A 24,047-nucleotide genomic window follows, 5' to 3' on the forward strand; every position below is an offset into this window, starting at 1 on the left:
GGCAATCGATTGTACGCGCGGCTTGAATTGCCGGCGCGCAACGGGCTTTATGCGGGCAAGGGCGGACCGTCCGCCGGTGAGGGAGAGGATCGATGACGTCATTCAGGGAGCCGTCCGCGCTGCGCGTGGGCCGCAGGTCGTTTCTGGCAGGGGCAGCGGGCGTCGCCACGCTGGGCGTGGCGCGCGCGCAGACCCTGCCCAAGCTGCCGCCCGCGCCCGATGCGTGGCGCTCGGCGGAACAGATTCCGCTCTGGCCCGATGGCCCGCCCTCGGGAGGCTATGCCGCCAGGCCGCTGCCCGCCGGCTGGCCGGAGATCTGGGCGCGCAACGTGGAGCGGCCCGTGCTGCACGTATTCCGCCCGGCGCAGTCGAACGGGCGCGCGCTGCTGTCGATCCCCGGCGGCGCCTACACCTTCGTCTCGATCCTGAACGAAGGGCTCGACGTCGCGCGGGCGATGACTGCGCGGGGATACACCGTGTTCGTGCTCACCTATCGCCTGCCCGACGAAGGATGGGCGAACCGCAGCGACGTGCCGCTCCAGGATGCGCAGCGGGCGATGCGCGTGATCCGCGCGCAGGCGAAGCGCTATGGATTCGATCCGGCGGCGGTGGCGGCGGTGGGCTTTTCCGCCGGGGGGCATCTGGGCGCGACGCTGGCGACGGGGTTTGGCGAAAGCGTGTATCGCCCGCGCGACGCCGTGGACGCGCTCGACGCGCGGCCGGCGGCGATGGGGCTGATCTATCCGGTGATCGCGGTGACTGCGCCGGTGACGCATGCCGAATCGGCGATGCGGCTGCTGGGGCCCAATCCCGATGCGGCGCTGGTCGCGCGGCGATCGCCGGCGGAACATGTGACGGCACAGACGCCGCCGGTGTTCCTGGTCCATGCGCTGGACGACAGCGCCGTGCCGGTGGAAAACAGCCTGACGATGCTGCGCGCGCTGCAGGCGGCGAAGCGCCCGGTGGAAGTGCATCTGTTCGAGGCGGGCGGGCACGGATTCGGGCTGGGGCCGGCGGACCAGCCGTGCGGGCAATGGTCGGCACTGTTCGCGCTGTGGCTCGACCGGCACTTCGCCGCCGGGAAATAGGGTGGGGCGGGGCGGCGCGTGGTGCCGCCCCGCGGTCGTTCAGGCGGTGGGCAGGGCGTAATCGTCGATGTCGCGCTTTGCCAGCAGCGCCGCGAAGGGCTGGCGCACCAGATTCCAGCCGCACAGTGCCGCGAGCAGCGTCACGAACACCGCGCCAAGCACAATGCTGTAGGCACTGTCGCCCAGCCAGTCGCCCAGCGCCCCCATCGCCATCGGCGCGAACACGGCGCTGATGCAGGTGAAGAACAGGAGCAGCCCCGCGATCGAGCCGTGCCGGCCCTTGTCATAGCAGCTGATGCCGGTGGAATTGATCGTCGGGTAGAGCACCGACATGAACAGCCCGGTGGCGGGCAGCGCGAAGATCGCGACTTCGCGCCCGCCCAGCACTGCGGCCCAGAACAGCAGCGTCAGCGCCGCGCTGCACACCAGCAGCACCGTCGCCCAGGCGAAGCGGGCGAGCAGCCACACGCCCAGGAACCGCCCGGCAGCGCGCAGCACGAAGAAGATCGATACGACATAGGCCGCCAGCCAGGTCCACGACCCCGTATAGCCGGCCAGATAGGTCGGCGCCCAGACATAGATCGCCGCCTCCGCCCCGACATAGAGCATCAGCGCGCCGCCGAAGAAGCGCGCGGCGGGATCGCCGGCCATGCGCAGCGCCTCGCCCGGATGGGTGGGCGTGGCGCGCGTGATGTGGGGGGTGGGAAAGCGCGCGAAGGCCGATCCGACGACGAGCAGCGCGCACAGCATCGCCGCGATCAGATACACCCATTTCCACCCCGCGCCGGTGTGGAGCATATAGGCGACGATCGCCGGGCCGATGATGGCGCCGATGCCGAAAAACCCCTCGATCAGGTTCATCGTCGTCGCGTGTTCGCGGGTCGAGCGCGACAGATCGCCGATCAGCGCGAGCGCGCCGGCCTTGAAGATGCCGATGCCGAGGCCCGACACGAACAGCAGCGTGACGAAGAACGCGAAATTATGCCCCGCCGCGAACAGCGCGGAGCTGGCGCCGAACAGGAACAGCCCGATCAGGATCGTCGCCTTGCGCCCGATCCGGTCGGCAAGGAAGCCGAGCGCGATCGCCGAGATGCCGATGCCCGACATGGTGGCATATTGGAACGACCCGCCGGCGGTGAGCCCCAGCCGGAATTCGCGGATCACTTCCGGGATGACGGTGCCGACCGAATCGGTGGTCATCGCGAACATCGCGAACATCAGGAAGACGAGCCCCTTGAGCATCGTCGCGCCGGGCCCTGCGCCTGCCGGGGATTGGCTTTTCATCACGCTCTCCGTTATTTTTATGCCGTTGTGGCCTGGCGAGTCTTATTGCCGGGTGTCGCGGCAAACGCAATCGATTGCGTACTGCGTCGGGGCGAGGCAAACAATCTGCGGGCCAATGTCCGCGACAAGGGGGGAGAGGGATATGCGCACCGTTACCGTGAGCCTGGGGGCCGTGTTGCTCGCATCGGCGTCCCCGCACCATGGGCCGGCGCCCGCGCAGGGCGAGGCTGCCGCGCGCTGTTCGGCGCTGGTCGGGCGGTCCTTTGGCGAGGGTGTGGAGATCCGCACCGTGACCCATGTCGATGCGGCTGCGGCGGGCCCGGCGCCCGGGGCCGCCATCCCTGCGCATTGCAAGGTGGAGGGCATGATCGGCGCGCGTACGGGAGCGGGGGGCAAGCCCTATGGCATCGGCTTTGCGCTGGCGTTGCCCGATAGCTGGAACGGGCGGTTCCTGTTGCAGGGTGGCGGCGGGCTGAACGGCAGCGTTGCCCCGCCGCTGGGCGAAGTGGCGGCGGGAAAGGTGCCCGCGCTGGCGCGGGGCTTTGCCGTCATCAGCCATGACAGCGGGCACAAGGGGCAGGTGTTCGACGCCGCGTTCATGGCAGACCAGCGCGCCGCGCTCGACTTTGCCGAGGCATCGGTGCGAACCGTGGCGCTGGCCGGCAAGGCAATCACGACGGGCTATTACGGCAAACCGATCGGGCACAGCTATATGGCGGGATGCTCCACCGGCGGGCGTGAATCGATGCTCGCGTCGCAGCGCTATCCCGAGCTGTTCGACGGGATCGTCGTGGGCGCGCCGGCGATGCGGACGGGGGATTCGAACCTGGCGATCGCCTGGTCCGCCGTGCAGTTCAACCAGGCGGCGCCGCGCGACAAGGACGGGCTGGCGATCGTGTCGCAGATCTTCCCGGCGGCGGACCGCGCGCTGATCCTGAAGGGGCTGCTCGACCAGTGCGATGCGCTGGACGGGCTGGCCGACGGGATGGTGATGAACGTGGCCCAATGCCATTTCCAGCCGGCGAAGCTGCAATGCAAGGCGGGCAAGCAGGACGGGTGCCTGAGCAGCGCGCAAGTGGCGGCGATGGACCGCGCCTTTGCCGGGCCGAAGGACGCGGCGGGCTATCCGGTCTACGCGCCGGTCCCCTATGACACCGGCATCGTCTATGCCGGCGCGCCGCTGCCCGGCTATCTGCCGACCGGGGCGCCCGGTGTGTTCGGGCCGGCGCCGCGCGAGCTGACGATGGACCTCGATGCGCGCGTGCAGAAGGTCCGCGCCGATGCGGTCCAGCGGCTGACCGACACGCACGTCTGGACCAACCTCAACACCTTCCTGGGGCGCGGGGGCAAGATCCTGTTCTACCACGGCGTCAGCGATCCGTGGTTCTCGGCGCAGGCGACCTGGGACTATTGGCAGCGCGCGCAGGCGGCGAACGGCCCGGCATGGGATGCGGCCAGCCGATTCTACATGGTGCCGGGCATGGGGCATTGCGCGGGCGGCAATGCGTTCGACAGTTTCGACCTGCTGGGGCCGATCGTGGATTGGGTGGAGAAGGGGAAGGCGCCGGACGCGATCGTCGCCAGCCGGACCAAACCTGAGCCGGCGGAGCGGCCGATGTGTCCGCACCCGAGCTATCCGCACTATATCGGCGGCGACGCGACCAGGCCCGGCAGCTTCCAGTGCCGCGCGCCGGGGAAGTGAGGGTGTAGAAAAAGGGGCGGGGGCGCCATGTGCGCTCCCGCCCCGGTTGCGCGGTTACTGGAAATTGGCCCGGAAGCGCAGGCCGATCGTGCGCGGCGTGGGGCCCGATCCCGCCGACGCCCGCGCCGTGCCCCGGATCGTGGGGCCCCGCTCGTCGGTGAGGTTGTCGCCGACCAGCGCCAGTTCGTACGCGCCATGGCGCACGCCGATCGTGGCGCTCAGCGCGCTGAACGGGTCGGCGATCAGGCCATTGGCCTGGAGCCGGTCGCCCGAGCGGCTCCAGGCGATGTTGGCGAAGCCGTCGAGCTTCTCGCTCAGCGAACCGTTGTACGACGCATCGATGCGGTAGTTGTGCTCGATCGTGTTGACGATCCGCGCACCCGGACGGACCAGCGGCAGCGCCTTTTGCACGTTCGGGTTCACGTCGTCGAAATTGCCGTCGTTGACGTTGCCGACCGCGCCGACCGACAGCCCCTTTAGCGGGGTGCGCCAGCGCAGTTCGAAGTCGATGCCCTTGGTCGTCGCGTCGCCGAAGTTCGAGAAGCCGCCCACGCCCGGCGTGCTGCTGGTCACGCTGGTCTGCATGTTCTTGAACTTGGTGATATAGCCGTTGAGCCCGACCGACAGATTGCCGTCGCCGCTGCGCCACTTCACGCCGATTTCATAGTTGGTGAGCGTTTCGGGATCGAGGCTGACGGGCGCCGGGATGCCGTCCGCTTCCAGCGCGGCCGACTGCGCCGCCGACTGGACGATGCCCGCGCGGAAGCCGGTGGCGGCGGTGACGAACACGGTCAGGTTGTTGCTGGGCAGATAGGAAAGGTTGACGCGCCAAGTGGTGACGTCGCGCGTGGAGGGAAGCGAGCTGGTCGCATCCTCGAACGTGCGCTTGTCATGATATTGGCGCAGGCCGACCAGCGGCACGAGCTTGCCGTCGAACAGGTCGTAGCTCAGCTCGCCGAACACTGCGACATTCTTGGTGATCGTGTTGTTGTCGGCATTGATGTTGACGGCGGTGTTGAGCAGCTGGTTCTTCTGCGGTCCCTCGCCGTCCTGATACTGTGCGCCGATGACCCAGTGGAACGGGCCCGGCCCGGTTGAATTGGCGCGCAGTTCCTGGCTGAACATCTTCGGATAGAACTGGCTGGAGAAGAAGCCCGACGGCGACAGCGGGATGTAGATCCCGAAATTGCCCTTCAGATAGCTGGTCGCGCTGGTGATGGCGACATCGCCCAGGTCGATATTGCCCGACAGGCTGTACAGCTTGAAATCGCCATTGCCGAAGCTCGGCTGGCCAGCGGTGTTCTCGTAATAGGCGGGCTTGACCGAGGCCATGCCGCCCAGAAATTCCTGGCGCGGGCGGAAATGCCAATATTGCGCGCGGATGCTGACATTGTCGGCGGGCTTGAACAGCACCACCGCGCGAATATCGTCGTTGCGCACGATATTGGCGCCGCGCTGGTCGGGCGTGCCGTCATAGGCGCCGTAATAGACATCGGCCCAGCCGGGGTTGCGCGAATGGCCGCCGCTGATGCGGATCGCCAGCTTGTCCTTGATGATCGGCACCGAGACGACGCCCGAAATGCCATAGTTCAGCCCGGTGGCGCCGCGCGTCTGCGATCCGGTGACTTCGCCGGCAAACGCGACCTTTTCCAGATCGGGGTCGCGCGTGTGGAAGATGAACACGCCCCCGGCCGAGCCCTGGCCGTACAGCGTGCCCTGCGGCCCGCGCAGCACTTCGACCCGCTCGATGTCGAGGAAGCTGACCGGGGGCGCGATGCCGAAATTGGTGACGATGAAGGGGACGTCATCGAGATAATAGCCGATCGGGGAGTCGCCATTGGCGTTGCTGCCGCCCGCGCCGCGCAGATTGTACGAACGCGAGGCGACCGACTGGCGCTGGCCCTCGAACGCGCCGGGGATGGCGGAGACCAGGCTGGCCATGTCGGTGATGTTCTTTTCGCGCAGCTCCTCGCCGCCGAATGCCTGAATGGCGAGCGGGACCGACTGGAGCGTCTGCGCACCCGATTTCTGGGCGGTGACGACGATGTCGTGGGTGTCTTCGAGTGCGTCCGGGCGCGCGGGCGCGGCGGACTGGTCCTGTGCCGGGGCGGTGCTCTCTGTCTGTGCGTAGGCGGACAGCGATGCCAGGCTGGCGGCGATCGCAATGGACGCGGCTGTGGCGCGAAGTGTTTTCATTACCCTCTCCTGGTTTTTTATATTTCAATCGATTGCATAAAGGGCGCTGGATGTAGCGTCAAGGAAAGCGCCCTGCGAATTTGCGTGAAATTGACTGCGATTTGACCGATTCGATGCAATCGGTTGCTTTTTGGCATCAGTCCGATTGACGGGGCGCGGCCGGATCGCCGCGCCCCTGTGCCTCAGCGCGCGGTGGCGGCGAAGGCGCGGCGCAGGGCCTCGATCCGGGCGCGGGTGAATTGCTGCCCCTGCGGGCTGTGGGGTGCGAGCTGGTCGAAGCCGTGGAACGCGCCGGGGATGACGAGCAGCTCGGTCGGAACGCCGGCCTCGTTCAGCCGCCGGGCATAGTCGATGTCCTCGCTGGCGAAGAGATCGACGCCGCCGACTTCGATAAAGGCAGGGGGTAGCCCGGCGAGGCTGGGGGTGCGGGCCGGGACGGCGCGGGCGGGGACGGCGGCGGTGCCCGGCGCCTGGCGGAGAAAGGCGCGCCAGCCATATTGGTTTTCCGACGCGCTCCACCCGACCGTCGCGATATGCGGCGGCACCTGCACCACGCCGCCGGTGCGGTCGTCGAGCATCGGATAGACCAGCGCCTGGAACGCGATCGGGATTTCGCCGCGATCGCGCGCCGTGATCGCGAGCAGCGCGGCATGGCCGCCGCCCGCGCTCTCGCCGCTCACCGCGATGCGCTTCTGGTCGAGCCCGAGCGCGGCGGCGTTGCCGTACATCCAGCGCAGGCCGGCGTAATTGTCCTCGATCGAGCCGGTATAGTCGGTCTCCGGCGCGAGGCGATATTCGACCGAGACGATCACGCAATCCAGCTCGCGCGCCACTTCCTGGAGCCGGCGCACATCGGTGGCGGCCGTGCCGAGGATGAAGCCGCCGCCATGGGTGTGGAGGATGCCGGGGCGGCTGGTGCCGGGCTTGGCATTGATGACGAACAGCTTGATCGCGGGCGCGCCCTGCGGGCCGGGGATGCTCTGTTCGGCAACGGGCACGTTGGGCAGGCGGGGGGCAGCGGTCGGGCCTCCACCGCGCTTGCGCGAGGCGAGCACCATTGCCTCGTCGATCGTGCCCATCATCCGGGAGAAACCCATCGCCTTGCGCGCGGCATCGTGCAGCTCGGGGGCGATCGGGCGAAGCTTGGCGGCGTCGTCCTGCGCGGTGGCGGCGGGCTGGGCCTGGGCGAGGGCGGGGGTGGGGATCGTCAGCGCCAGCAACGCTGCGCTGCACAGGGCCTTCATCTTTGCGGTCATGCTGCTCTCCTGAAAACGGGTCGGCTTTCGCGCGGAACGCACGCGCCACCCCTGCTTTGGCGCCCATCGTATTAGCAATCGATTGCAAGTCAACCGCCGAGTAGTTGCGCTCGCCGCGCGGCACGGCCTCAGGTCGAGCTGCGGACGATCAGTTCGGGGTTGAGGATGACCGAGCCGGTGGCTTCGCCGGCAATGCGCTTCATCAGACAATCGACAAGGTGGGCGGCCCCGGCGGCGATGTTCTGCCGCACCGTCGTAAGCGGCGGGGCGCTGGTCTGGGCGAGGTAGAGGTCGTCATAGCCAACCACCTTGACGTCGCCGGGGACCGACAGGCCGCGCGTGGCGAGCACCTGGATCGCGGTCAGCGCGATAAGGTCCGACGCGGCGAAGATGCCGTCGGGCGCCTGGTCGACATGGCTGAGATAGGCGGCGACGTCGGAGCCGCTGACTTCGGGCGCGAAATGGGTGGGGGTGTCGATCAGGGCGATGTCGTCGCGCGCGCGGATCGCCGCCTTTGCCCCTTCGAGGCGCAGCGAGGGCTCGATCGCCTGAGTATTGCCGAGGAACACGATGCGGCGGCACCCGCGCTCGATCAGGTGCTGCGTTGCCAGCCGCCCGCCGAGGAAATTGTCGGTGCCGACCGAACAGTGGATCTGCCCTTGCACGAAGCCGCCCCAGGCGACCATCGGCAGGTATTGCGCGGCGATCCGGTCGAGCACGCCGGACTGGTCCGACTGGCCGACGACGATGAACCCGTCGACGCGATCGGCATCGATCAGCTTGGACAGCCAATTGTCCTGGTTGGGAATGACGCGCGACAGCATCAGGTCGAACCCGCGTTCGGTCAGTTCGTCGGCGAGGCAGCCGATCAGCGTCATGAAGAACGGGTCGGACAGATGCTGGCCGCGATCATGGCCGAGCGGCACGACGACGCCGATCGCGCCGCGCCGCCGGGTGCGCAGGTTGCGGGCGAGCGCGCTGGGGCGGAAATCATGCTGCTCCGCCAGCTTGCGGATGCGTTCGGAGGTGTCCGAATTGACCATCTCCTTGCCCGCCAATGCGCGCGAGACGGTGGCCGCCGATACGCCGGCCAGCTTGGCAAGGTCGTAGATGGTGCGGATCTTGCCGGACAAACCCAATCTCCCAGTATCGTGTCGCGGGGATAGGGGGGCTGCAACTCCTTTGCAACGGTTGCATCGGAGTTGCAGCGGCGCGGCGCGCGCTCTCAGGGCGCGGCGAAGGTAGCGATGTCGATCGCGGCGGCCATGGCGGCGTTGCCGGCGTCGTTGGGGTGGACATGGTCGCCCGGATCGAAGGCGGGGTTGATCCGCGCCGGGCGGGCCGGATCGCGGATGGCGGCGTCGAAATCGACCAGCGCGTCGAACGCGCCGCTGGTGCGGATCCATTTGTTCACGGCCTGGCGCAGCGCCTCGGTCTGGGGGCTGTACAGCCACAGACCCTCGGTCGGCGTGATCGTCGCGCCCATCACCTTGATCCCGTGCAGGTGCGCGCGATCGATGAACTGGCGATAGCCGGCGATCAGCTGGTCGGCGGTCACCGCCTCGGTCGCGGGCATGCCGGGGATGGCGGCGGTGTTGATGTCGTTGATCCCTTCGAGGAACACGATCCAGCGCACGCCGGGACGGGCCAGCACGTCGCGGTCGAACCGGGCCAGCGCGGCAAGGCCGGCACCGTCGCGGCGCACGCGGTTGCCCGAAATGCCCATGTTGACCACGCTGAAGCCCCGCGTGCGCGGATCGCGCTGGAGCCGCTCGGCGAGTAGATCGGGCCAGGCGCGGGCGGCGTCGGGGGTGGTGGCGAACCCGTCGGTGATCGAATCGCCGAAGGTCAGAATCGTCCCCTTTGCCTCGGGCGCGAGCATTTCGATGCCCGCCAGCCAGAAATAGGAGCGGTTGGTCTCCGCCCCCGGCAGCGCGTCGGCGCTGGTGCGGTCGCCTTTGGCGATGCTGGTGGTGCGCAGGCCGAGCGGGTGGAGCGTGTTCACGGCCGTCTCACCGGGCACGTGGATCGACACGGCGAGCAGGTCGAACGCCGCCACGTCGAGCGTCACGGGATCGCTGATCGCGACGGCGCCCGGCTGGATGGTCACGCTCTCTTCGCGGCTGAAGGTCACGGCGCGATCGGTGCCGGGGGCGGTGCGATCGGCGCCGAGGCTGCGCGCGACGCGGGTGCGCCCGATCGTCACCGGCGCGCCGCCGGTGGCGTTGGAAAGCTGGATGCGGAAGCTGCTGCCGCCGATCGTGGGGCGCACCACCATGCGGACGGTCTGGTCGTTGAGCGTCGCGGGCGTCGGCGGGATGGGCGAGGGGCCGGGCGGCGGCGGCGGGGCGGGGCGCGTGTCGCCCGCCGGACGGGGCGGCAGCCGCATCGGCGGCGCAGGCGCGAGCTGCTGCGCCGTGCCCCAGGCGCTGACCCAGCGTTGCTGCGCGGTCGCGGCGTCGGGCCGGGCAAAGCCGGCCAGCGCCAGCAGCAGCGCCGCGCACCGGGTGGCGGGGGTGTTCATGCGCATCGCAATCTCCTTGGGTCCGATAAAAGGCACCCGCCACGCTGTGAAGCGCGGCGGGGAGAGGTGGATTTCAAGACGGGCGGGCGCCCCTCAATAATTGACGCGCAGTCCCACCCCGATCGTGCGCGGGCGCGGGCCGGCGAGCAGCGTCGGCCCGTTGGCGGAGGTGGGCCCGCGTTCGTCCGACAGGTTTTCGGCGAACACGCGCAGCTCATACTGGTCGATGCGGATGCCGGCGCTGGCGCGATACAGCTGATAGGGCTTGAGCTCGTCGACCGTCGCGTCGCCATTGCGCGTGCGGCCCATCGCCGTGGCAGAGGCATTGGCGAACACCCCGACATCGCCGATCTCGCGATCGAAGCTCGCGTCCAGCCGGACATTGTAGGGCGGGGTGTTGAGCAGGCGCTGTCCGTTCGCGAGGCGCGGATTGGCGGCCGCGAACGACGGATTCACGTCGGTAAATTCCGATGTGTTGACGTTGGCGATCGCGCTGAGCGTCAGCCCCCGGACCGGCGTGTTCCAGCCGAGTTCCAGGTCGACGCCCTGCGTGGTCGCATTGCCCAGATTGGCGAAGGCAGACAGCCCGATCGACGTGTTGAAGGCGCTTTGCAGGTTGGTGTATTTGATGTCGTACACGCTGGCGGCGACGTGGAGCCGCCCGATCTTGCCCTTCACGCCGAATTCCAGGTTGCGCAGCTTGTCCGGCGTCAGCGAGAGCGCGCTGGGCACGCCATCGGCGATCACGGCATTGGCCTGCGCCTGGGACTGGAGGATGCCGCTGCGGAAGCCGGTGCCGGCGTTGAAGAACAGCATCCAGTCCGCAGTCGGGTAATAAGCGAGGTTGGCACGCCAGGTGACGGCATCGGGCTTTGCCTCGCTCGACACGGGAACGCCGCTCGACACCGAATCCGAGGTGCGCTTGTCCTTGAAATAGCGCAGGCCCACCAGCGGCACGAGCTTGCCCCCGAACAGGTCGTAGCTGACTTCGGAGAAGACCGACGCATTTTCGGTCCGGGTGATCGTGCTGCCGTCGATCGTCAGCGTCGGGAAGTTGATGCTGAAGGTGTAGAGCCCCTTCGCCTTCTGGTAAAAGGCGCCGCCGACCCAGTGGAACGGCCCCGGCCCCGAGGTGGACAGGCGCAGTTCGTTGACGAAGCTGTTGGCGTAGCCGCCGTTCACCAGCGTGCCGATCCCCAGCGGTGCCCCGAGGTTGAGCGCCACGCCGAAGCCGCCGGGCAGCGATTTCTGATAGGCAGTGGCGTTGGTGAGCGTCAGATTGTCGAAATCATAAGTGAAGGTGCCCGAATAATATTCGGCGCTGCGCTTGTCATAGCCCTTCACATTGCCCTGATACGCCGCATAGGGCGGATCGACCGAGTTCATCACGTTCAGGTAATTCTGGTCGGTGCTGAACTTCCATGCGCGCAGCCGGAGCGTGGCGCGGTCGGTGGGCTTGAACAGGACGACGGCCTGGAAATCCTTGCCCTTCACGCTGTTGGCGTCGACCTTGTCCGGGGTGCCGACGGGCGCGCCGGCATAGATGTCGTTATAGCCCGCGCGGTAATCATAGCCCGCGCTGATGCGGATGCCGAGCATGTCGCGGATCAGCGGGACCGAAACCGCGCCCGCCACGCGATAGTTCGGATCGCCCGCGTCCCGCGTGCCCGACAGCTCGAAATCGCCGGCGGCGGTGACGCGCTCCAGATCGGGGTTCTTGGTGCGATAGATGATCGCGCCGCCCATCGATCCCTGGCCGTACAGCGTGCCCTGCGGCCCGCGCAGCACTTCGACGCGCTCGATGTCGAAATATTGAAGGGGCGGGGCGGTCTGGTTGTTGGGGATGCCGAAGGGCGTGTCGTCGAGATAATAGCCGATCATACCGTCGCCGACCGGCCCGCCCGCGCCCGATCCGCGGAACGAGAAGATGCGATAGCCCGCGCCGATTTCCTGCGCCTGCGACGCGCCGGGGATAAGCTGGATCAGGTCCGCCGCGTCGCGGACGCCGCGCCCTTTTAGAGTCTCCTCCGAAAAGGCCTGGATCGCCAGCGGCGCCTTGTCGAGTTGCTGCGCGCCGGTCTTCAGCGCCGTGACGACGATGTCGGTGTCGTCCTGCACTTCCTGCCCAACCCCCGGCTCGGCGGTCTGCGCGTGCAGCGGCGGGGCGCAGAGGGTGGCGAGCGCGATCGCGCTGCTGCCCCAGAGCCCAAGCGAGCGACGGCGACCCGCGCCAGTCGCAGAGAAGGGATTCCTAACCCGCATCCTATCCTCCCAATGGTCGTTACGGTGTTCCGCAATCGATTGCTAAGGCATATCATCGGCGTGATCGGACGGCAAGCGGCGAGGGCGCAACGCGGATTTCGGGTAAAACGATGCCGGGCCAAGGGGTTGGGTGGTTGCGACGGCAATCGATTGCAAAATTTGTTGGCCGGGAGTGTGACGCACGCGGCCGGCAAAGATCGGCTTGGGCCCGGCGTAGCTCTTATCTCTACTCGATCAGTGGGAGTTTGCTATCGTCGCCGCGTCCCTGCCCGATGGAGCCAAGATGCAGCCGATCGACATTCACCGCGACCTCACGCTCGTCGTCGATCGCCTGCGCGACGCGCGGCGTGAGTGGCGCGCGAGTCATGCGCGACATGCCGAGCACGGCATCGAATTTCCCTCGCGCCGGGTGCTGGCGCGATTGATGCGCGAGCTGGGGGCGGCGCTGTTCCCGCTGCGGCTGGGGCCGCCCGAACTGACCGTGGGCAACGAGAATGCGTGGGTCGCGGCGACGCTGGAATCGACGCTGTCGCAGCTCGCCGCGCAGATCGGGCTGGAGCTGCGGATCGCCTATCCCGGCGTGTCGCGGCATGACGAGGGGATCGAGGCGGAGCGAATCATCGGCGCGTTCGCCGCGCGCCTGCCCGAGATTCGCCGGCTGCTGGATCGCGATGTCGAGGCGGGGTACGGCAACGACCCGGCGGCGCGCAGCGTGGACGAAGTGCTGCTGTCCTACCCCTCGCTGTCGGCGATCATCCATTATCGGCTGGCGCATGTGCTCCACCGGCTGGGCGCGCCGCTGGTCGCGCGGATCATTTCCGAAGTGGCCCATGCCGAGACCGGCATCGACATCCATCCCGGTGCGCAGATCGGGCGCGACTTCTTCATCGACCATGGCACGGGAATCGTGATCGGCGAGACCGCGATCCTGGGCGATCGGGTGCGGCTGTACCAGGGCGTGACGCTGGGCGGCGAGCCGATCGCGATGGGCACCGCCCATGCCGCCGCCGAGCCGCAGGGGCGGCGCCACCCGCTGGTGGAGGACGATGTGGTGATCTTTGCCGGCGCTGTGCTGCTGGGGCGGCTGACGATCGGCGCGCGGTCGCGGATCGGCGGGACGGTATGGCTGCGCAGCGACGTGCCGCCCGACAGCGTGGTGGAGGCGGCGGCGCCGACGATCCGGGTCGCGCAGGGCTGACCCGCGCTATCGGCGGGGGTGACACCATACGGCCCTTGGGCAACCATAAATTCCGTCATCCCGGCGAAGGCCGGGATCCATTGCCGCTCCGTTGCAGCAATAAACGCAGGCGGAGCACCCAATGGATCCTGACTTTCGTCAGGATGTCGGCTTATTTTTCATATGCGATCACTCTGCCTACCGCCGGGGATGATCGAGGAAGAAGCGGAGCATTTCGCGCGATGCCTCCGGGCCGGCGGGGTCGGTGTAGGTGCCCGTGGTGCTGCCGCCCGACCAGGCATGGCCGGCGCCGTTGATCGTCCATTGTTCGATCCGGGTGATGCCGTCCGGATCCTGATGCAGCGTCCGTGCATAGCTGCGCCCCGAGGGGCTGCGGCCCTTTTCCACGCGGCGGCGCAGGGGCACGTCGGCGGCTTGCGTCGCGGCGCGGACGATTTCGTCGCTGTTGACTGCTGCGACGGTCGTGTCGCGATCGCCGTGAAAGGTGATGACGGGGACGAAGGCGCGACCCGAGGGCACGGCGCCGCGTGCCCCTTGCTTCATCGCCATCAGCGCGCTCGGCACGTCGCGCGCCGCGCCGCAGGGCAGGCCCGAATGCACGCCGACGGCGGCGAAGAGATCGGGATATTCCGCCGCCATCACTGCCGCTGCCGCCCCGCCCGCCGACAGTCCCGCGACATAGACGCGATCGGGATCGATGTCGTGCGCGGCGATCACGGCGCGGGTGACTCCGGCGAGCAAGGCGGGCTCGCCCCGGTCGCGCTGCTGGTCGCCGGGGCGGAACCAGTTCCAGCATTTCTGCGGATTGGCGGTGGTATCCTGCTGCGGATAGGCGACGAAGAAGCCCAGCTCCTCCGCCAGCGCGTTCATGCCCGTGCCGCGCGCGAAATCCTCCGGCGACTGGGTGCAGCCGTGGAGCATGACGACCAGCGGCATCCCTGCGACGGCCTTGGCGGGGCGGAACAGGTGATAGCGCAGCGTGCCGCCCGCGCCGTGATAGGCCAGCGCATCGAACCCACCCTGCCGCGCGGTGGCAGCGTCCTCGCGCGTCCGACCGGTGCCGAACGATACGCGTTCGGGGACCAGGTCGATCACGTCGCGCGGGCGGGGGGTGGGGGCGGGTGCCTGCGGTCTGCGCGCGCCGGCGCCCAGCGCGTCGCGCACCAGTGCAGTCGCCTCCATCAGATTACCCTGTCGGGTGAGGCGGAGCGTTTCCGCGATCCAGGATTGGGGTGCCATGGCGATATCCTTTGTGGGGGTCACACGGTGCGGTCGGCGAGCGCGGCTTTCACTGCCGTGCTGGCGTGCAGCGCACCCAGGACCGTGAGCGAGGCGATGGCCGCCCGCGCGAGTTCGGGGGTGACGTCGGGGGCGATGGCGGCGAGCCCGAGGACGCGGATCTCCAGCGTCTCGTTCTTGTCGCGCACCTCTTCGAGCAGTTCTTTCGAGAAATAGCTGATCCCGAGGTCGAGCCGTTTGCGGACCACCGATTTCTCGGCGACGTCGCGGTGCCGCTCCAGCTGGTTGCGGATCGCGGTGCGGATGAAATCGGTGCGGTTGGAATAAAAGCCGTCGCGCACGAGCAGGTCGATATGGCCCAGGTCGACATAGCCGAGGTTGATCGTGATCTTCTCGCTATCCGCGCGTGCCCGAAATTCCGGCGCGTCCGCCATGTTCCATCCCTTTGCCATCTGTGTGGATGGTATATGGAGGGTGCAGGCCCTATTTCAACCCATGGGTGACGGATAAAGGCCCGCAGTGTCATCCTGACGAAAGTCAGGATCCATTCTCCTCTACCTACCGGCTTTCTGGTCAGCGGAGATGCAAAATGGATCCCAGCCTTCGCTGGGATGACGGGGTTCAGGGCTGCCACCCCCCTTGGCGATTGCCCCTGCGTGCGATCCGATCGCGGTCTGAAGGTGTCATATAAAGAAATCTTTATATCAGACTTGACCCGGCCAACGTTCGCGCCGATGAGGCAGGGGTCAAGGTTCTCCGGTCGGGCTTTTTCCGCGCCGGAGCTAAGACGGGAAGCCGGTGCGAAACCGGCGCTGCCCCCGCAACTGTAAGTGGCGAGCGGCGATCCACCATGTCACTGGGGCTTGCCCTGGGAAGACGGATCGTTCGCGCTGACCCACGAGCCAGGAGACCTGCCTTCGACGCCATAACGTCCACCGGCGGGGTGCCCGGTCTGGTCGCTTGCATGCGCGTCCGGGCGAAACGGGCGCGTGCGCCTGTGCCTGGTCCGGTCGGCCCGCCCCATCTTCGGGGTTGAAGAGAATGACTGTCACTGTTGCCACGCTTGGCTTTCCGCGCATCGGGCCAAGGCGCGAACTGAAACACGCGCTGGAGAAATACTGGTCGGGCAAGGCGCGCGAGGGCGAGCTACTCGACGCCGCATCGGGGCTGCGCACTGCCGCCTGGGCACGCCAGCGCGCGCTGGGGGCGGACTGGCTGCCGTCCAATGATTTCTCGCTCTACGACCATGTGCTCGACACCAGCGTGATGCTGGGCGCGGTGCCCGCGCGCTATGCGACGGGCGCGGGCGAGGCGACGCTCGACACCTATTTCGCGATGGCGCGCGGCACGGCCGGCGCCGCCGAGGGCTGTGGCCATGCGCACAGCGTGACGGCGGGCGAGATGACCAAATGGTTCGACACCAATTACCACTATATCGTGCCCGAGATAGAACCGGGCCAGACGCTGGCGCTGGGGCGGCTCAAGATCGTCGAGGAATATCGCGAGGCCAAGGCGCAGGGGTTCGAGACGCGCCCGGTGCTGCTGGGGCCGGTGACGTGGCTGAGCCTGGCGAAGGGGCAGGGGGTGGACCCGTTCGACCTGCTCGACGAAGTGCTGGGGCTGTACGGCGTGATCCTGGGGCATCTGGCGCATGCCGGCGCCGAATGGGTGCAGATCGACGAGCCGATCCTGGTGACCGACCTGACCGACCAGCAGCGCCGCGCCTTTACCCGCGCCTATGCCCGGCTGGCGCGGCCCGGCGTGAAGCTGATGCTTGCGACCTATTTCGGCGGGCTTGAGGACAATCTGCGCTTTGCCGCCGCGCTGCCGGTAGCGGGGCTGCACGTCGATCTGGTGCGTGCGCCCGAACAGCTGGGCGCGATCGTGCAGGCCGCGCCCCGGGACATGGTCCTGTCGCTGGGGGTGGTCGATGGCCGCAACGTGTGGCGCACCGATCTGCAGGCGGTGCTCGACCGGATCGAGCCGGTGGCGGCGACGCGCGACCTGATCCTGGCGCCGTCCTGTTCGCTGCTCCATGTGCCGGTGGACCTCGACAACGAACCCCGGCTGGACGCGGAGGTCCGGCAGTGGCTGGCCTTTGCCGTTCAGAAGATCGAGGAACTGGCGACACTGAAGCGCGCGCTGAACGAGGGGCGCGCGAGCGTTGCGGTGGCGCTTGCCCGGTCGGCCAATGCGGCGGCGGCGCGCAAGACGTCGCCGCGCATCCATGACGCGCGCGTCGCCGAACGCATCGCCGGCATCACGCCCGCGATGCGCGAACGCCGCTCCGGCCATGGCGTGCGCGCCGCCGCGCAGGCGGAGGCGCTGGGGCTGCCCGCGTTCCCGACCACTACGATCGGATCGTTCCCGCAGACCGCCGACGTGCGCCATGCCCGCGCCGAATATAATCGCGGCACGCTCGACGAGGCGGCGTATCAGCGTTTCCTGCGCGAAGAGACGGCGCGGGCAGTGCGCTGGCAGGAAGACGTCGGGCTCGACATGCTGGTGCATGGCGAGTTCGAGCGGAACGACATGGTCCAGTATTTCGGCGAGCAGCTTGCCGGGTTCGCGTTCACTGTCAACGGATGGGTCCAGTCCTATGGATCGCGCTGCGTGCGGCCGCCGATCCTGTACGGCGATGTGTCGCGGCCCGGCGCGATGACGGTCGAGTGGTGGCGCTATGCCCAGAGCCTGACCGAGCGGCCGATGAAGGGAATGCTGACCGGGCCGGTGACGATCCTGAACTGGTCGTTCGTGCGCGACGATCAGCCGCGCGCGGCATCGTGCCGCCAGATCGCGCTGGCGATCCGCGACGAAGTGCAGGACCTGGAAGCCGCCGGCTGCAAGGCGATCCAGATCGACGAGGCGGCGCTGCGCGAGGGGATGCCGCTGCGCCGGCGCGATGCGCAGGCCTATCTCGACTGGGCCGTCGATTGCTTCCGGCTCTCGGCATCGGGGGTGGGCGACGCGACCCAGATCCACACGCACATGTGCTATTCGGAGTTCAACGACATCCTGCCGTCGATCGGCGCGATGGACACCGATGTGATCTCGATCGAGACGGCGCGGTCGCAGATGGAGCTGCTGGAGGGCTTTGCCCGCTATCGCTACCCCAGCGCGATCGGGCCGGGGGTGTACGACATCCACGCCCCGCGCGTGCCGGGCGAGGCGGAAATGGTCGCGCTGATGCGGCTGGCACAGGCGCATCTGGCGCCCGAGCAATTATGGGTGAACCCCGATTGCGGGCTCAAGACCCGCAAATGGGAGGAAGTCCGCCCGGCGATCGAAGCGATGGTGGCCGCGGCAAGGACGCTGCGCGCGGAGGCGCTGGTGGCGGCGTAGGGAAGGGGCTGGGGCGGGCGGAGTGCCGCTCGCCCCAACGCTGTTTTCCGATCCTCCCCCTGGCGCCGAAGGCGACAGACCGGATGCCGTCGTGCTTCCTCCCCCGCCGACCCGCTGGCGCGGGCCACCTCCCCCTGGCGGGGTAGGACTATTAGGCGGGGCGGCTCCCGCCCACTTGCGGACGTTCGCTTCCAGCGTAGAGTGCAGGACAAATGGACTGAGAGGATTAATCGGTGGAGCGATTTGAGCGAGACGCGCCGCTGCCAAACGAAATGCAAGGTCGTTGGGCTGATATAGAGAACCCTTCTTCTGAGTTGATCATCGAAGGGGGCAAAGTCATTTGTTTCGGACAGCCGGTCCTTTACGACTATAAGCTGATCGGTACTGACGATGGTGCTCGCACCGTCAGCCTCAAGGTCAATGACGAGACTCTTGAGGACACGTTTCAACGGTCTAACGTAACCGAGCTTGTCGTTACCCCGGAGGGTGAATTTCACGCTTACAACGTCAAGTTCGCCAGTCAGTTCGTAAGGGCTCGCACTCGGTCGGACGGCAGCTAGCCACCAGAATGCGAGATCCCGCACTGGCGGCTCCCGCCCACAAACGGACGTTGCTCCTGTCGATCCTTCAAGCATAACGGATGTATGAACAGAACGACACTTGTCCGCGCGTCGGCCTTTGCGGCGGTATTTCTTGGTATACCGCTTTACTGGTGGGCTTTCCCGCCGAGGCTGCCGATCGGAACTGCCAACGGCGTTTTCACCAGCGTGTGCTGCGGTTCCATAAGCCTGCGCGATGGGGTCATGATTATCGGGAATGGGCAGGAAGTCAGCTATGTCGTCGAGCATGACAAGGTCGGACGCTACGTGCTGCCCGAGGGATTTGTCGGGGCATCCAATCACCGCTTGATCTTCAATAGGGACGGCAATCCCTCGCTGCTTCGCCTCGAAGGAGAACCACGCCCAAATCGCATTGCCGTGATCGATGATGCTACCGCTGAGACGATCCCATTCGAGCGAGGCAACGGCAGCTAACCACCCACATTCCCCCCGTTCGCGTTCCCGCGAGCGACTGGCATCCGTCCATAGGTTCGGCCCCTGCCGCCTCGGATGCGCCCTCGGCGAAGCATCCTCCCACCCGCCGCCGCCCCATGTAACATAGCATTGCCGTGCGCGCGCCCCGGCATCGCGGCTTGCCCTTGGCGGCCAACGCACACATAGTACCGATCTATTACCTTTACAGAACCGTTGGGGATTTTGATGCGCGTTTCGGGTTCGGTTGGTCGTTTGCTTTGCCTCGCATCGGGGGCGGCGCTGTCGCTGGGGCTGGCGATGCCCGCGGGCGCGCAGACGTTGCCGGCGGTGTTTCCCGCGCCGGTTTCGGCGCGGCTGACGGGGATGCCGCTGGCGCTGGGCAAGACGGTGGTGCTGGTGCAGGCGGGCGCGCCCGATGCGGAGACCAGCGCGCTGGTCCGCCGCATCCTGACCGATGCCGGGGTGACGACGATCCGTACCGCCGCTAGCCTTCCCGAGCGGCTGGAGGCGACCTATCTGGTGATCGGCACCGGCGCCGCGCCGGTGGTGCAGCGGGCGCTGGCGCGTACCGGTGCGACGCTGCCGACGCAGGCCGAGGGCTATGCGCTGGCGAGCACCGCGACCGGCGGGGGGACGCTGATCGTGCTGGCGGGCAAGGACGGCGACGGGGTGTACCATGCCGCGCAGACGCTGCGGCAGATCGCGGGGGCGGGAAGCATCCCGGCGATCACCATCGCGGACTATCCGGCGATGCCGGTGCGCGGCACGATCGAGGGGTTTTACGGCAAGCACTGGTCGATGGCCGAGCGCATCTCGCACATCGATTTCCTCGCCGGGATGAAGGCCAACACCTATATCTACAGCCCCAAGGACGAGCCGTTCGCGCGCGATCGCTGGCGCGACGACTATCCGGCGGAGACGCTGAAGGCGCTGGGCGAGGTGGTGGCCGCCGCCAATCGCCAGCATGTGAACTTCGTCTATGCGATCTCGCCCGGCCCCTCGATCTGCTATTCCAACCCGGCGGACCTCGACGCGATCCGGCGCAAGTTCGGCGCGATGCGCGGGATCGGGGTGCGCAGCTTCTATGTCGCGCTGGACGACATCGAATATACCAAGTGGAACTGCCCCGGCGACGAGGCGGCGTTCGGCAAGCCCGGCGAGAAGGCGGCGGCGAGCGCGCAGGCGAAGCTGCTCAACGCGGTACAGGCCGATCTGGTGGCGGCGAACGACCATGGATCGCTGACCATGGTGCCGACCGAATATTACAACACCACCGAAAGCCCGTACAAGGCGACGCTGCGCAAGGAGCTGGACCCGCGCGTGGTGGTGCAATGGACCGGCACCGATGTGGTGCCCGCCGCGATCTCGATCGGCGATGCGCGCAACGCCACCAAGGCGTTCGGGCGCAAGACGCTGTTGTGGGACAATTACCCGGTCAACGATTACGGCGAATCCGCGGGGCGGCTGCTGCTGGCCCCCTATGCCCGGCGCGAGGCGGGGATTTCGGCGGAGCTGAGCGGGATCGTGTCCAACCCGATGAACCAGGAGGCGGCGAGCCGCCCGGCGGTGATGGGGCTGGTCGCGTTCGCGTGGAACGATCGCGGCTATGACGCCGATCGCACCTGGCACGCCGCCGCGGGCTATATGGCGAATGGCGATGCACAGGTGACGGCGGCGCTGCTGGCGTTCTTCGATACGCAGCATCTGGCGCCGACCTTTGGCAGCCAGCCGTGGCAGCCCCAGGCGCCGAAGCTCAAGCTGCTGGTGGACGCCGCGCGCGAGGCGCTGGCGCAGGGCGAGCCCCATGCGGCGCTGGCCGCGCTGGGGGCTGCGGCCGACGAGCTGGCGGCGGCGCCCGACCTGATCCGCGCGGGCGTGACCGTGCCGGGCTTTGTCGAGCAGTCGAAGCCGTGGCTGGACGCGACCGAGCTGTGGGCGCGCGCGCTGCAGCTGACGGTCAGCGGGCTGGGATCGGCGCTGGACGGCACGGCGGCGGGCCGCGAGACCGCAGCGCGGCTGTTCGCCGAGGCGGAGCGGCTGGCCAAGCAGGCGGAGGCGATCCAGTCGATCCCCGGCGCGGTGCGGATCGGCGGCCCGATCAAGGTGGCGGACGGCGTGCTCGACCGCTTCGTCCGCGATGCGCCGACTTTGGTGTACCTCCCCAAGCGCTGAACGCTCCCCCTGTCATCCCAGCGAAGGCTGGGATGTGGACTCACGGTTGAAGTGCACCGGTTGAGATTTTGGAGAATGCCTCTGCGGGTGTGAGGAAGCCAAGGCATTTTCTTGGGATATTGTTGAGCCGGTCGGCACAGGCACGGAGTTGTCTGTGGCTGACGGTGTCGAGGTCAGTTTTGCGAGGCAGGCTTCGGCGCAGTCGGCCGATGGTGTTTTCGACACCGCCCTTTTGCCATGGGGCTCGGACATCGCAGAAGAAGGTCTGGATGCCGAGGCTGTCGTGAAGGCGGTGATGTTCGGCGAACTCGGTGCCGTTGTCGAAGCTGATGGTCCTGCGCAGATCCTGGGGGATATGGCGCAGTCTGCGGGTGATCCGGCGTGCGGTCAGCTCGGCTCTGCGGTGGGGAGGCTTGTCGAGGATGGTGTAGCGTGTGTGGCGCTCGTGCAAGACGAGGACATTGTGCCCATATCGGGCGAACAGCATATAGTCTGCTTCCCAATGGCCCGGCTGTGCGCGATCCCGGGCTTCGAGGGGGCGTTCGCCGATCGGCCTGCGCTGTTTGATGAAGCTGGCCGGGCTTCCGCCCTGGCGGCCATAGCGGCCGCGCCTTGCCTTGCAGCGGGGCAGAAGGCGGTGCCAGTAGTCCTTCTGGGCCGAGCGATGATAGACGTATCGATAGATTGACTCGTGGCTGACCATGGTGCGACCGTGCTCAAGCGCCAGTCGGCCGGCGATCTGTTCGGGAGAGCATCCCATCGCAAGGCCGTTCTTCACGATATCTCGCAGGTCCGGCTGGCGCGCCAGCTTGAAACGGCCGTCCCATCGTCGTCGTCTGATCGCGAGCCTATGGGCACGCCCGGGCGCATAGCCGCCGGGCCAGACCTTGGTCGGCTTGCTATTGCGCCTGAGTTCCCGACCGACCGTCGTGTGATCACGCCCGATCGCGGTGGCAATCTGTCGGCAAGATATACCGCCCTCATGAAGGCGGCATATCTCGATCCGCTCGTCGAGGCTGAGCTGCCTGTAATGTCGTCCCATCGCGCAATCACCTTAGCAGGTGGTGCACTTGTTCCGTGAGTCCGGGGGATCCATTATCTGCTCCGTTGGCGGAAAGAGCGCGGGCGGAGCGGCAATGGATCCTGACTTTCGTCAGGATGACAGGGGTTTGAGGTTCGTTGTACGATTTCTGCGGCGCGGGTTGACGGAAACCCGCGGCTGGGGACTCTTGTCTGGCGGAGAGGAGACAATCGACGGAACGCGAGGCGTTGGCCGAATGGGTGGGGCGCGAGATCCTGCCGCACGAACGCGATCTGCGGGCGTGGCTGCGGTCGCGCGTCATGGCGGCGGAGGATGTGGAGGACATCGTGCAGGAATGCTATTGCCGCTTCGCCCAGCTTTCCGACGTGGGACAGATCGGGTCGCCGCGCGCCTATTTCTTCACCATGGCCCGCAACCTGGCGCATCGCCAGCGGCGCAATGCGCGCGTGGTGCGGCTGGAACCGATCGTCGAGGGGCTCCAGCCCGAACTGGAAAGCGACCAGCCGTTGCAGGACCGGATCGCCGCCGGACGGCAGGAGCTGGAGCGCGTGGCGGCGGCGCTCGCGTCGCTGTCCGAACGGGCACAGCGTATTTTCGTGATGCGGCGCGTGGACGGGCTGAGCCAGAAGGAAATCGCCGCCGCGCTCAATGTGACCGAGACGATCGTCGAGAATGAGGCGAGCCGCAGCCTGCGCGCGATCCTGCGCAAGCTGACGACGCCCGCCGCCGAGCAATCGGACAGCGAGCACAAGGGGAGCGCGCATGTCCGATCGCATTGAGGACATGGCGGCGCGCTGGGCGCTGCGCCATCCGCTGGACGCCACGGGCCGCGCCGCGCTGGACGCATGGCTGGCCAGCGATCCGCGCCACCAGGGCGCATTGCTGCGCGCGATGGCGGGGCTGAGCGCGGTCGGGCGTGCGCTGGCACCTGCGCCCGAAGCAGCGGAGCCGGAGGCCGCGCCCCGCTTTGGCCGGCGGCGGCTGTTCGCGGGGATGGCGGGCGCCATTGCTGCCAGCGTCGCCGGGATGGTCGGCTGGCAGTATCTGGCGGTCGAGCGCGTCAGCACCGCGCGGGGCGAAATCCGCCGGCTGCCGCTGGCCGACGGATCGGTTGCGACGATCAACACCGAGAGCACGCTGCGCGTCGATTTCGCCAGCGACACCAGGCGCGTGGCGCTGGATCGCGGGCAGGCATGGTTCCAGGTGGCGAAGGATCGCACGCGGCCCTTCGTGGTGGACGCAGGCATCGCCCAGGCGCGCGCGGTGGGCACGGCCTTTTCGGTCGAGCGCCGCGACGACGGGGTGGAGATCGCGGTGACGGAGGGTGTGGTCGCGGTGTGGCCCACCGATGCCGATGGCGCGATGACGATCCTGGAGGCGGGGCAGTTCGCCCGCTTTCGCCCCGGCGCCGTCACGCCGGTAAAGGGCTCCGCGCCGGCGGCGATCACGCGCGCGCTGGCGTGGCGCGGCGGCGAGATCGCGCTGGAGAACGAAACCGTCGCGAGCGCGGTCGACCAGTTCAATCGCTATAACCGCCAGCAGCTGGTGATCGTCGATCCGCAACTGGCGGGCAAGCGGCTGGTGGGGCTGTTCCAGATCGACAAGCCGGGCGATTTCGCGGCGACTCTGGCCGCCTCGCTCGACGTGGCGGTGACCACGACGCCCACCGAAATTCGGCTCGATCGAAAAAAATAATCGAACCGGTGAC

General features: G+C 67.7%; 18 protein-coding genes and 1 riboswitch. Of the genes, 9 read left to right on the top strand and 9 right to left on the bottom strand.

Annotated features, from left to right (window positions below):
• Window positions 1-92: 92 nt before the first annotated feature.
• Complete coding sequence (locus ACG3SL_RS04065; protein WP_448663854.1) at window positions 93-1,088, top strand: alpha/beta hydrolase; 996 nt, start codon at window positions 93-95, stop codon at window positions 1,086-1,088.
• 39 nt (window positions 1,089-1,127) lie between these two features.
• Here ACG3SL_RS04065 and ACG3SL_RS04070 read toward each other — a convergent pair whose 3' ends face one another.
• A complete protein-coding gene (locus ACG3SL_RS04070) occupies window positions 1,128-2,372 on the bottom strand; it encodes an MFS transporter (RefSeq protein WP_448663855.1) in 1,245 nt (414 codons plus the stop codon).
• Window positions 2,373-2,514: 142 nt separating this feature from the next.
• On the opposite strand from ACG3SL_RS04070, the gene ACG3SL_RS04075 reads away from it, so the two are divergent.
• Entirely contained in the window at window positions 2,515-4,074 is a 1,560-nt protein-coding gene (locus tag ACG3SL_RS04075; RefSeq protein ID WP_448663856.1) for a DUF6351 family protein, read from the top strand.
• A gap of 54 nt (window positions 4,075-4,128) precedes the next feature.
• Here the strand turns inward: ACG3SL_RS04075 and ACG3SL_RS04080 are convergent, their stop codons facing one another.
• The 5 genes from ACG3SL_RS04080 to ACG3SL_RS04100 form a co-directional block, all read right to left on the bottom strand.
• Window positions 4,129-6,270 (bottom strand): TonB-dependent receptor, encoded by a 2,142-nt coding sequence (locus ACG3SL_RS04080; RefSeq protein ID WP_448663858.1) that lies wholly within the window; start codon window positions 6,268-6,270, stop codon window positions 4,129-4,131.
• Between the two features lie 182 nt (window positions 6,271-6,452).
• Entirely contained in the window at window positions 6,453-7,526 is a 1,074-nt protein-coding gene (locus ACG3SL_RS04085; RefSeq protein WP_448663860.1) for an alpha/beta hydrolase, read from the bottom strand.
• 128 nt (window positions 7,527-7,654) lie between these two features.
• Window positions 7,655-8,659 (bottom strand): LacI family DNA-binding transcriptional regulator, encoded by a 1,005-nt coding sequence (locus ACG3SL_RS04090; RefSeq protein WP_448663861.1) that lies wholly within the window; start codon window positions 8,657-8,659, stop codon window positions 7,655-7,657.
• Window positions 8,660-8,751: 92 nt separating this feature from the next.
• Window positions 8,752-10,056, bottom strand: coding sequence for an SGNH/GDSL hydrolase family protein (locus ACG3SL_RS04095; RefSeq protein WP_448663863.1), 1,305 nt, complete (start codon window positions 10,054-10,056; stop codon window positions 8,752-8,754).
• A gap of 87 nt (window positions 10,057-10,143) precedes the next feature.
• Window positions 10,144-12,312 carry a TonB-dependent receptor gene (locus ACG3SL_RS04100; RefSeq protein WP_448663864.1) on the bottom strand — a complete coding sequence of 723 codons (2,169 nt, stop codon included), beginning with the start codon at window positions 12,310-12,312 and terminating at the stop codon, window positions 10,144-10,146.
• A gap of 283 nt (window positions 12,313-12,595) precedes the next feature.
• Between ACG3SL_RS04100 and epsC the strand changes: the two genes are divergently transcribed.
• Complete coding sequence (gene epsC, locus ACG3SL_RS04105) at window positions 12,596-13,510, top strand: serine O-acetyltransferase EpsC (protein WP_448663865.1); 915 nt, start codon at window positions 12,596-12,598, stop codon at window positions 13,508-13,510.
• Window positions 13,511-13,687: 177 nt separating this feature from the next.
• Here the strand turns inward: epsC and ACG3SL_RS04110 are convergent, their stop codons facing one another.
• Both ACG3SL_RS04110 and ACG3SL_RS04115 read right to left on the bottom strand, forming a co-directional pair.
• The gene (locus ACG3SL_RS04110; protein ID WP_448663867.1) at window positions 13,688-14,749 is read right to left on the bottom strand and encodes an extracellular catalytic domain type 1 short-chain-length polyhydroxyalkanoate depolymerase; all 1,062 of its coding nucleotides are present in this window, start codon (window positions 14,747-14,749) and stop codon (window positions 13,688-13,690) included.
• Window positions 14,750-14,769: 20 nt separating this feature from the next.
• On the bottom strand, window positions 14,770-15,183 hold the full coding sequence (locus tag ACG3SL_RS04115; RefSeq protein ID WP_448663868.1) for a hypothetical protein: 414 nt from the start codon (window positions 15,181-15,183) through the stop codon (window positions 14,770-14,772).
• 298 nt (window positions 15,184-15,481) lie between these two features.
• Window positions 15,482-15,682: riboswitch (cobalamin riboswitch) on the top strand.
• A 108-nt stretch (window positions 15,683-15,790) separates the two neighbouring features.
• Between ACG3SL_RS04115 and metE the strand changes: the two genes are divergently transcribed.
• The 4 genes from metE (at window position 15,791) to ACG3SL_RS04135 (ending at window position 21,297) form a co-directional block, all read left to right on the top strand.
• Complete coding sequence (metE, locus tag ACG3SL_RS04120) at window positions 15,791-18,091, top strand: 5-methyltetrahydropteroyltriglutamate--homocysteine S-methyltransferase (RefSeq protein WP_448663870.1); 2,301 nt, start codon at window positions 15,791-15,793, stop codon at window positions 18,089-18,091.
• Window positions 18,092-18,324: 233 nt separating this feature from the next.
• Complete coding sequence (locus tag ACG3SL_RS04125) at window positions 18,325-18,651, top strand: hypothetical protein (RefSeq protein WP_448663871.1); 327 nt, start codon at window positions 18,325-18,327, stop codon at window positions 18,649-18,651.
• 84 nt (window positions 18,652-18,735) lie between these two features.
• A complete protein-coding gene (locus ACG3SL_RS04130) occupies window positions 18,736-19,125 on the top strand; it encodes a hypothetical protein (protein WP_448663872.1) in 390 nt (129 codons plus the stop codon).
• 225 nt (window positions 19,126-19,350) lie between these two features.
• A complete protein-coding gene (locus ACG3SL_RS04135) occupies window positions 19,351-21,297 on the top strand; it encodes a beta-N-acetylhexosaminidase family protein (RefSeq protein WP_448663874.1) in 1,947 nt (648 codons plus the stop codon).
• A 40-nt stretch (window positions 21,298-21,337) separates the two neighbouring features.
• Here the strand turns inward: ACG3SL_RS04135 and ACG3SL_RS04140 are convergent, their stop codons facing one another.
• On the bottom strand, window positions 21,338-22,339 hold the full coding sequence (locus ACG3SL_RS04140; protein WP_448661285.1) for an IS30 family transposase: 1,002 nt from the start codon (window positions 22,337-22,339) through the stop codon (window positions 21,338-21,340).
• A 227-nt stretch (window positions 22,340-22,566) separates the two neighbouring features.
• Here ACG3SL_RS04140 and ACG3SL_RS04145 point away from each other — a divergent pair, with 227 nt between their 5' ends.
• Together ACG3SL_RS04145 and ACG3SL_RS04150 are read left to right on the top strand one after the other, a co-directional pair.
• Window positions 22,567-23,118, top strand: coding sequence for an RNA polymerase sigma factor (locus tag ACG3SL_RS04145; RefSeq protein ID WP_448663876.1), 552 nt, complete (start codon window positions 22,567-22,569; stop codon window positions 23,116-23,118).
• A complete protein-coding gene (locus ACG3SL_RS04150) occupies window positions 23,102-24,034 on the top strand; it encodes a FecR family protein (RefSeq protein ID WP_448663877.1) in 933 nt (310 codons plus the stop codon). The genes ACG3SL_RS04145 and ACG3SL_RS04150 overlap by 17 nt, the downstream gene beginning before the upstream one ends.
• Window positions 24,035-24,047 lie beyond the last annotated feature (13 nt).

This window comes from Sphingomonas degradans (assembly GCF_053502645.1).